Source organism: Leisingera coralii (assembly GCF_049056525.1).
Taxonomy (GTDB): Bacteria; Pseudomonadota; Alphaproteobacteria; order Rhodobacterales; family Rhodobacteraceae; genus Leisingera; species Leisingera coralii.
In genome coordinates, this window is the sequence record NZ_JBHUPT010000010.1 from 18,844 (window position 1) to 27,879 (window position 9,036).

Consider the following 9,036-nt stretch of genomic DNA (forward strand, 5'->3'; position numbering starts at 1 on the left):
GCGCTCCTGTTGCTCAGCCCGGGGACATTGCGGGATCATCCGCCAGCCCCTCGCCGCGCCAGAAGACGAAGCAGAGGATCGGATGCTCGTTGGTGATCATGGCATGGGGCTGGTTTGGCCCGTGCATCTTGGTATCGCCCGGCACCAGTCGGCGCACTTCTTCGCCCTTGGCCATGAAATCGGCGCTGCCGGAGAGGATGGTGTAAAGCTCCTCCGGCCCGTGCTGGTGCCAGGGGTAGTCCAGCCCCGGCCCCCAGTAGCCGATGGTCATCCGGCTCTGCAGCGAGTGGAAATGGCCGGTCGGCCCCACCAGCTCAAACCAGCCGAAGCGCTGCAGGAAGTCATGGCCGACTTCCTCCTCGGTATAGGTGAGGCGCCATTCCGCATGCGGTGCCAGCGCCATGATCGCCTGCTGCAGGGCACGGACCTCTACCTGCGCCGGGATGCCTTCGGCGGCAAAGCCCGGGTCCGATTGGACAAGTGCTGCGCCGGGCACCTGATGCCCCTCGCGGTCGGCCCAAGTGATGTCATCCGGCCAGGGCTGGAAGTCCGCCACCGCGGGCAGGGCGGCATGGAATGCCTTGGCGGCCTCCAGCGCCTGATCGAACAGGTCTTTGCTCATGGGATCACCACAATGTTTCCGGTGTGCTTCTTGGCGATGAAGGCAGCCTGCGCTTCCTTCAGCTGCTCCAGCGGGTAAGTCGCCGCCAGCGCCGGCCTGATCTCGTCCTTCTCGATGTAGGAGACCACATCCGTGAAGTTATGATGCGGTGTCACGGTCGAACCGGTAAAGGTCAGGTCGCGCAGATAGAAGGTGCGCAGGTCCATCTCTACCATCGGCCCGGCAATCGCACCCGAGCAGGTGTAGCGTCCGCCGCGCTCCAGCACGTCGATCAGCTTGGGCCACTGCGCGCCGCCGACCACATCGGCCACCACGGTCACCTTCTCATCGCCAAGGGCGGCCCGTAGGTTCTCCGGCGCGCGCGGCAGGATCAGGTCAGGGCCAAGCTCCGCCACTTCGGCGTGTTTGGCCTCGGAGGCCATCGCGATCACCCGTGCGCCGCGCCGTTTCGCCAGCTGGATCAGCGCGCCGCCAACCCCGCCGGAGGCACCGGGGATCAGCACAGTGTCACCAGCACCTACGCCCGCGCGGCTCAGCATCCCCTCAGCGGTGACATAGGAGCAGGAGAAGGTCGCCAGCTCCGCATCGCTGAGAGGGCTTTCGACAACTGCCACGCCGCGCACGTCTGCCTTGGTGTATTCGGCAAAGCCGCCATCGCACTCGGAGCCGAAGTAGCCGGCCTTGTCCTTGTTCTCCGGGTCGTCCCAGTCACGCACCCAGCCGCCGACCATGACGCGCTTGCCAATCAGGGCAGGGTCAGCGCCGTCACCGACGGCCACCACTTCGCCAACCGCATCTGCGCCCTGAATGCGCGGGAAGGTGAGGGGGCGGCCGCCCCAGGTCGGGTCTTCCTCGCCCACTTTGTCAAAGGCGCCGCCGGTGGTGGCGTCCTCGACAGTCTTGGAATACCAGCCGGAGCGGGTGTTCACATCGGTGTTGTTCAGCCCGCAGGCGCCGACCTTGATCAGCACTTCCATCGGCCCGGGCTGCGGCACCGGCCAGTCCTGGTGCCATTCGTATTTGTCCAGATCGCCGTGGCCGGTCAGAACCATCGCCTTCATGGTTTCGGGCAGGGTCATTGTTTGCGTTTCCCTTTTGGCTATGGGGGAGGGGGGCGCTGCCCCCCGCCTTTGGCTCCCCCCGGAGTATTTTTGGCAAGATGAAAGGGGGAGCCGGGTTCTGTTTATTCCGCCGGAGTGAGCGCGGCGTCGGTGCGGGGCAGCAGGCTTTCGGGGTCATAGGCGGGGGCGCCCAGGATCCGGCCTTGGCGCGGCTTGCCTGCTATCACCACTTCGATCTCAGTGCCCGGCACATTGGCGTGCGGCTTGACATAGGCAAAGGCCAGGATCTTGCCGACGGTATGGCCATAAGCGACCGAGGCGGTGGAGCCCACAACCTTGCCCTCCAGCATGACAGCCTCGCCGCCGTGGCCGTCTTCGGCGCCGTCCGGCTCGATCTCCAGATAGGCGCAGACCCAAGGCTTGCCGGCGTCGTTCAGCGTCTTGTCCTTGCCCAGATACTCCTTGTCAGTGCGGGCAAAGCGCAGCACATCCGCTTCGGCCAGGGTCACCTCGTTGGTAAGCTCGCCTGCGCCCTTGAAGCCCTTTTCCATCCGCATCGCGTTCATGGCGAATGAGCCGTAGTCGGCAATGCCATGTGCCTCGCCAGCCGTCCAAAGCGCGTCATAAACCGCCAGGGTGCTGCCGCGCGGGATGTGCAGTTCCCAGCCGAGTTCCCCCGCATAGGACATGCGGAAGGCCCAGAGTTTGTGCCCTGCAACCTCGATCTGCTGCGCGGTCAGCCATTTGAACCCGGCGTTTGTCAGATCCGCATCGGTGCAGGCGGCCAGGACCTCGCGGGCTTTCGGGCCATTGAGAGCAAGGGCGGCCCAATCGGTGGAGAGGGTTGTGATCTCCACCTCTTCGCCCGCGAGGTTCTGGTTCAGGTGGTCCAGCAGCCGCTGTTCAAAGAAGGCAGCGCAGACCAGGTAGTAGCTGTCCTCTGCCAGTTTCACCACGGTGGTTTCCAGCTCAATCCGGCCGCGGCGGTTGAGCATGTGGGTGAGGGCAATGCCGCCCGCTTTCTGCGGCAGGCGGTTGGCGGTCAGCCGGTCCAAGAGCGCCGCGGCGCCGGGGCCGGAGACCTCGACCTTGGTAAAGGCGGAGATGTCCATGATGCCCACGCCCTCGCGCACGGCCTTCACCTCAGTGCCGACCATGTCATGCACCACGTTGCGCTTGAAGGAATAGTGGTCGCGCTGCTCCACACCGTTTTTGGCAAACCAGCGGGGGCGCTCGTGGCCGTAAACCTCCTCATAAACCGCGCCCTTTTCCTTCAGCCGCTCATAAAGCGGCGACGGTTTGATCGGGCGGCCTGCCAGCCGGTTGAAATGCGGGAAGGGGATCTCGTGGCGCAGCTTGTAGTCCTCATGCGCCTTGGTCACTTGCCAGTCCTTGGTGGCGTAGGAGCCGAAGCGGCGCGGGTCATACTCGCGCATCGAGATGTCGGCGGCGCCATGCACCATCCAGCGCGCCAGTTCGCGGGTCAGGCCCGGGCCCCAGCCGATGCCGATCTGGGTGCCGCAGCAGCACCAGTAGTTCTTGACGCCCGGTGCCGGGCCGATCAGCGGGTTGCCATCCGGCGGATGCGAGATCGCGCCATGCACTTCGCGCTGGATCCCCAGCTCGGCAAAGATCGGCATCCGGTTCAGGCTTTCCTCCAGCCAAGGCATCACCCGGTCATAGTCGGCATCGAACAGCCAGTTCTCGTATTCCCAGGGGCAGTGGTCGTGCCAGACCGAGTTGCTGCCTTCCTTCTCGTAGATCCCGATCAGGCCGCGCTTCTGCTCCATGCGGATGTAGCCGGAGACCTTCTTGTCGTCGCGGATCACCGGCAGTTCCTTGTCCAGTGCCTCGAACTCCGGCACCGGCTCGGTCACGAAGTAGTGGTGGGTCATCGAGGTCATCGGCAGCTGCAGCCCGGACCATTCGCCCATCTGGCGGGCATAGGTGCCGCCGGCGTTGACCACATGTTCGCAGCGGATGGTGCCCTTTTCCGATTCGACGATCCACTCGCCGTTATCGGCCTGGGTGATGTTGGTGGCGCGGCAGTGGCGGATGATGCGGGCTCCCAGCTGGCGGGCGCCGGCGGCCAGGGCCATGGTCACGTTGGTCGGGTCGACGTGGCCGTCATCGGGCGTGTAGAGCGCACCCAGAACCCCTTCGAGGTTATAGAAGGGGTGCAGCTCGGCGACCTTTTCCGGGCCGACCAGTTCGATATTGAACCCCAAGGAGCGCCCGACGGACAGGGTGTGGCGCAGCCAGTCCATCTCATCCTCGGTATAGGCCAGGCGGAAGGAGCCGCAGCCGTGCCAGGTCACCGCCTGGCCGGTCTCTTCCTCCAGCTTCCCGGAGTAGAGGCCGATGTTGTAGTCCACGCATTTGCCCAGCCCGAAGGAACTGGTGGAATGGGTGATCTGCCCCGCCGCGTGCCAGGTCGAGCCGGAGGTCAGCTCGGCCTTCTCCAGCAGCACAACCTCCGGGCCCCAGCCCTCATGCGCCAGGTGATAAGCCAGGCCCACCCCCATAACGCCGCCGCCCACGATGACCACACGGGCCTGTGTCGGGAATTCTTTCTCAGCCATTTCGCCGTTCCTGATTGCAGAGTCGCTTTTCTGCTCGACAGGCTAATTCCATATTTGTACCATCGTCAATCATGAATGGCACAAATGTATCATCAACTGTTTTGGAGCGCCTCACGGAAGAGTGGGATGCGCTGACCCCTGAGGCACAGAAGGCGGCCCGCTATGTGCTGGAAAACCCTGCGGATGTTGGGGTTTCCACCGTGCGGGAGATTGCCGAGGCGGCGAATGTGAAGCCCAACACCTTTGTCCGCATGGCGCGGCAGGTGGGCTTCGAAGGATATGAGGATTTCCGGGCTCCGTTCCGCGAAGCGATTCGCAAGGGCGGGGTGTCCTTCCCCGACCGGGCGCGCTGGCTGCAGGACATTTCCAAGTCGGGCGAACTGGGCGGGCTTTATGCCGATATGGTGGGGGCGGCGATCCGCAATATCGAGGAGACCTTTGCGGGTATCGATGCGGACGGGCTTGAGGCCGCGGCGCAGGCGATCTGGCAGTCCCGGCAGGTCTTTACCCTTGGCGTTGGCGTCAACAACGCCAACGCCCGCAACTTCACCTATCTTGCCTCCACCGGCATGAAGCAATTCCACGCCATCCCGCGGCCCGGTTCCACGGCGGTCGATGACCTTGCCTGGGCGGACAGCCAGGATGTGCTGATCGCGATGACCTGCAAGCCCTACCGGGCCGAGGTGATCGAGGCGATCAGGATCGCGCGCGAACAAGGGGTCACCATTGTCGGCATCTCCGACAGCCCCGCCAGCCCCGTGGTCCTGAATGCGGATCACGGTTTTGTCGTCGCGGCGGACACGCCGCAATTCTTCCCGTCATCCGTCTCGACCATCGCCCTGCTGGAAACGCTGCTCTCCTTCGTGATTGCGGTCTCCAGCGAGGAAATCGTCGAGCGGGTGGAGAAATTTCACAAACGCAGGCACCAGCTGGGCCTTTATGCGGAGGAACCTGAATGAACGCCCCACTGACCCATTCCCTGGAGGCACGGTACTACACCGATCCGGCCATCTATAAGGCGGAACTCAAGGGCCTTCTTGCGCGCACCTGGCAGTTTGCCGGCCACGCCAGCCAGATCCCGAATATCGGCGATTACTTCGCCTTTGAGATCGCGGGTCAAAACCTGTTTGCGATCCGCGGCCGCGATGAAGTGATCCGCACCTTCTATAATGTGTGCCAGCACCGCGCTCACGAGATGGTCACCGGCACCGGCAACACCCGTGTCGTGGTATGCCCGTACCACGCCTGGACCTATGAGCTGACCGGCCACCTGCGGGCAGGCCCGAACATCAAATCGGTGCCGGGATTCGACCGCGAAAAGATCTGCCTGACCGAGGTCCGCACCGAGGACTTCAACGGCTTCATCTTTGTGAACCTCGACGACAACGCCGCCACGATGGACGAATGGTTCCCCGGCGTGCGCGAGGAAATCCGCGAGTTCGTGCCCCACATCGATAATCTGGCCCCGCTGGAATGGGTCGAGGTTCCGGAAAACTGCAACTGGAAGGTCTCGGTCGAGAACTACTCCGAATGCTATCACTGCCCGATGAACCACCCGACCTTCGCCGAGGGGGTGGTGAAGCCGGAAACCTATGACATCCAGCCGGACCCGGGCGGCAGCTACGTGCTGCGCCACACCACCGAATGCCAGAGCCTGGAGGCGATGACCTATCCCATCGACCTGTCCGTTCCGCATGCGGGCGACTACCAAAGCTGGTTCCTGTGGCCGATGTTCTCTTTCCAGTGCTACCCGGGCAATGTGCTGAACACCTATCACTGGCGCGCAACCGGCGTGGACAGCTGCACTGTCTGGCGCGGCTGGTACACCGAAGGCGGCGCCGAAAGCGACGTGATCCGCGGCCTTGCCGTCCAGGACCGCCAGACCACGGTGGAGGAAGACATCCGCCTGGTGGAATCCGTGCAGCGCGGCCTTCAGTCCCGCGGCTACCGCCCCGGTCCCCTGGTCGTAGATCCCTCTTGCGGAGTGAACTCGGAGCATTCAATCCTTCAGCTTCAGAAGTGGATGCGTGAAGCGGCAGACCGCGACCTACAGGAAGCAGGGAACTAACGGACTATGACACAGCTTGATGCCGAATGGCTGAACTTTATCGACGGCGCCTGGGTGCCCGGCGGGGCGGGGTGGATCGATGTCACCAACCCGGCCAATGGCGAGCTTCTGGCTCGCCACGCGCTGGCCGATGCCGCCGACGTGGACCGCGCCGTGCAGGCCGCCCGCCGTGTGCACCTGTCCGGCGAACTGTCAGCCCTGCGCCCGATCGCGCGGGGCCGCATGGTGCAGGCGATGGGCCGCTATCTGCTCGGCCACATCGACGAAATCGCCCGCGTCCTGACCCTGGAGCAGGGCAAGCCGCTCTGGGAATCCCGGATCGAGATCGAGGGCGCCGCGCTCTATTTCGAATACTACGGCAACCAGGCCAGCACGGTGGAGGGCCGCTCGATCCCGCTGGGCGGCGGCTATTTCGACTGGACCGAGAATGAGCCGATGGGCGTCTCCGCCCAGATCATCCCCTGGAACTACCCGTTGGAGATGACCGCGCGCTCGCTGTCGGCGGCACTCGCCACTGGCAACGCCTGCGTGATCAAGACGCCTGAGCTTACCCCGCTCACCAACGCCTGGCTTGCCCGCGCGGCTGAGGCTGCGGGTTTCCCGGCCGGTGCAGTCAACGTGCTCTGCGGCTACGGGCATGAGGCCGGCGCGGCGCTCTCCGGCCATCCGCAGGTCAACCAGATCGTCTTCACCGGCTCCGTCCCCACCGGCATCCGCATCGCCACCGCGGCGGCGCAGAACGTGGTGCCTTGCGTGCTCGAACTCGGCGGCAAATCCGCCGCCATCGTGCATGAGGACGCCGATCTCGACGCGTTTGAGAACGACATCCGCTGGGGCATCTACTTCAACGCAGGCCAGGTCTGCAGCGCCATGAGCCGGGTGATCGTGCACGAAAGCCGCCACGACGAACTGGTCGAGCGCGCTGTGAACGTCGCGCAAAGCCTCAGCGTGGGGGCGGGCATCGACCGCCCTGAGTTCGGCGCCAACATGGGGGCCATGGTTTCCATGCCCCAGCGCGACCGTGCCCTGGGCATTGTCCAGCAGGCGCAGTCCAACGGCGCCACAATCGCCACCGGCGGCGCGCCCGTCGGCAACGCGGGCGCCTTCCTGGCTCCGACCGTGGTCTCCGGCATCACCCCGTCGGACAGCATCGCCAGCGAGGAAATCTTCGGCCCCGTCCTCTCGGTCCTCAAGTTCCAGTCTGACGCCGAGGCAATCGGGATCGCCAACAGCACCGAATACGGTCTGGTCGGCGGCGTCTTCACCCGCGACCTGGACCGCGCCACCCGCTGCGCCCGCCAGATCCGCGCAGGCCAGGTCTTCGTGAACGAATGGTACGCTGGCGGCGTCGAAACGCCCTTTGGCGGCTACGGCAAATCCGGCTACGGCCGCGAAAAGGGCCGCGAGGCGCTGTGGAACTATGTTCAGACCAAGAACATCGCCATGAAACTGAAAGGCTGAGGCTATGGCGGCGCGTTACCAGCTCTTTTACTGGCCGATCCCGTTCCGGGGCCACTTCATCCGCTACGTGCTGGCCTATGCCGGCCAGGAATGGGAAGAACCCGGCTTCGACGCGGTGGCAGAGCTGAAAAACCGGGGTGTGGCGGACCAGCCGCACCCCTTCATGGCGCCGCCTCTGCTGGCCGACACCCGGACCGGCACCCATCTCAGCCAAATGCCCGCGATCCTGATGTCTCTGGGCCGCGAACACGGACTGCTGACGGAGCCCGACCAGACCTTGCGCCTGATCTGCGATGCCTCCGACATACTGTTTGAGATCACCCGCTATCACGGCGCCCTGATGTGGGAAGCGGAAAGCTGGGCAGAGTTCCACAGCACCCGCCTGCCGCGCTGGATGCAGATCCACGAACGCATCGCAGTTGATGCGGGCGTCTCTGCCGGGAAAGGATACCTGTGGGGCAGGGGCCGCCCCGGCCTGGCGGACCTGGTGCTGGGCGCTCTGTGGCACACGATGATCGATCGTCTGCCGCCGCTGCGCGTGCTGCTTCATAATAACGCGCCGGTCCTGGAAGGCCTGGCAGACCGCATCGCCGCCGAGCCCCCCATCGCCGCCCTCAATAATGACTGGGCCGCCCGCGAACCGAAATACTGCGCAGGCCAGATCGAGGCCTCGCTGCTGAACATGCTGAATATGGAGACCAATACATGAGCACTTTTGACGAGGACCTGTTCCTCAAGGGGCTGGAGCAGCGCAAATCCACCCTCGGCGCCGAATATGTCGAAAAGAACTTTGCCGCCGCGGATGACTTCACCCGCCCGTTCCAGGAAGCCATGACCGCCTGGTGCTGGGGCTTCGGCTGGGGCGATGATGTGATCGACGCCAAGACCCGCTCGATGATGAACCTCTCGATGATCGGCGCGCTGGGCAAGATGCACGAATGGGAGATCCACTGCCGCGGCGCCATCAGCAACGGCGTCACCAAGGAGGAGATCCGCGCCATCATCCATGTGGTCGGGATCTACTGCGGTGTGCCCCAGGCACTGGAATGCTTCCGGGTCGCCCGCAAGGTGCTGGAGGAGCAGAGCTGAGTTTTTCTGTTCTGAAGTTTTGAAGGGCGGCCGTTGTGCCGTCCTTTTTTGTTTTGTGGCTCTGCCCCCGGCCTTGCAGGCCTCCCCCGGGATATTTGTGGCCAGAAGAAGGGCGGAGTCTCGAGTCCTGTGCGGTGGGTCTGTGGATAAGGG

The 9,036-nt window shown here is 64.3% G+C and carries 8 protein-coding genes; 5 read left to right on the top strand and 3 right to left on the bottom strand.

Annotated features, from left to right (window positions below):
- Positions 1–13 precede the first annotated feature (13 nt).
- The 3 genes from ACFMBG_RS04015 to ACFMBG_RS04025 form a co-directional block, all read right to left on the bottom strand.
- The gene (locus ACFMBG_RS04015) at positions 14–622 is read right to left on the bottom strand and encodes a dimethylsulfonioproprionate lyase family protein (protein WP_421053444.1); all 609 of its coding nucleotides are present in this window, start codon (positions 620–622) and stop codon (positions 14–16) included.
- On the bottom strand, positions 619–1,701 hold the full coding sequence (locus tag ACFMBG_RS04020; RefSeq protein WP_421053445.1) for an alcohol dehydrogenase family protein: 1,083 nt from the start codon (positions 1,699–1,701) through the stop codon (positions 619–621). Before ACFMBG_RS04020 ends, ACFMBG_RS04015 begins: the two co-directional genes overlap by 4 nt.
- A 104-nt stretch (positions 1,702–1,805) precedes the next feature.
- Complete coding sequence (locus ACFMBG_RS04025; protein WP_421053446.1) at positions 1,806–4,265, bottom strand: FAD-dependent oxidoreductase; 2,460 nt, start codon at positions 4,263–4,265, stop codon at positions 1,806–1,808.
- A gap of 71 nt (positions 4,266–4,336) precedes the next feature.
- Between ACFMBG_RS04025 and ACFMBG_RS04030 the strand changes: the two genes are divergently transcribed.
- The 5 genes from ACFMBG_RS04030 to ACFMBG_RS04050 are packed head-to-tail and all read left to right on the top strand — an operon-like array spanning position 4,337 to position 8,883.
- Positions 4,337–5,224, top strand: coding sequence for a MurR/RpiR family transcriptional regulator (locus ACFMBG_RS04030; RefSeq protein ID WP_421053447.1), 888 nt, complete (start codon positions 4,337–4,339; stop codon positions 5,222–5,224).
- Entirely contained in the window at positions 5,221–6,333 is a 1,113-nt protein-coding gene (locus tag ACFMBG_RS04035) for an aromatic ring-hydroxylating oxygenase subunit alpha (protein ID WP_421053448.1), read from the top strand. Before ACFMBG_RS04030 ends, ACFMBG_RS04035 begins: the two co-directional genes overlap by 4 nt.
- A 6-nt stretch (positions 6,334–6,339) precedes the next feature.
- Entirely contained in the window at positions 6,340–7,794 is a 1,455-nt protein-coding gene (locus tag ACFMBG_RS04040; protein ID WP_421053449.1) for an aldehyde dehydrogenase family protein, read from the top strand.
- A 4-nt stretch (positions 7,795–7,798) separates the two neighbouring features.
- Positions 7,799–8,503, top strand: coding sequence for a glutathione S-transferase (locus ACFMBG_RS04045; protein ID WP_421053450.1), 705 nt, complete (start codon positions 7,799–7,801; stop codon positions 8,501–8,503).
- Positions 8,500–8,883, top strand: a complete 384-nt coding sequence (locus ACFMBG_RS04050) for a carboxymuconolactone decarboxylase family protein (RefSeq protein ID WP_421053451.1) — start codon at positions 8,500–8,502, stop codon at positions 8,881–8,883. The genes ACFMBG_RS04045 and ACFMBG_RS04050 overlap by 4 nt, the downstream gene beginning before the upstream one ends.
- Positions 8,884–9,036: the final 153 nt, after the last annotated feature.

What these genes read in the sequence shown, in the direction of transcription:
- ACFMBG_RS04050 (WP_421053451.1), top strand. Translation starts at nt 8,500, where the DNA reads ATGAGCACTTTTGACGAGGACCTGTTCCTCAAGGGGCTGGAGCAGCGC.
- ACFMBG_RS04025 (WP_421053446.1), bottom strand. Translation starts at nt 4,265, where the DNA reads ATGGCTGAGAAAGAATTCCCGACACAGGCCCGTGTGGTCATCGTGGGC.
- ACFMBG_RS04030 (WP_421053447.1), top strand. Translation starts at nt 4,337, where the DNA reads ATGAATGGCACAAATGTATCATCAACTGTTTTGGAGCGCCTCACGGAA.
- ACFMBG_RS04045 (WP_421053450.1), top strand. Translation starts at nt 7,799, where the DNA reads ATGGCGGCGCGTTACCAGCTCTTTTACTGGCCGATCCCGTTCCGGGGC.
- ACFMBG_RS04015 (WP_421053444.1), bottom strand. Translation starts at nt 622, where the DNA reads ATGAGCAAAGACCTGTTCGATCAGGCGCTGGAGGCCGCCAAGGCATTC.
- ACFMBG_RS04035 (WP_421053448.1), top strand. Translation starts at nt 5,221, where the DNA reads ATGAACGCCCCACTGACCCATTCCCTGGAGGCACGGTACTACACCGAT.
- ACFMBG_RS04020 (WP_421053445.1), bottom strand. Translation starts at nt 1,701, where the DNA reads ATGACCCTGCCCGAAACCATGAAGGCGATGGTTCTGACCGGCCACGGC.
- ACFMBG_RS04040 (WP_421053449.1), top strand. Translation starts at nt 6,340, where the DNA reads ATGACACAGCTTGATGCCGAATGGCTGAACTTTATCGACGGCGCCTGG.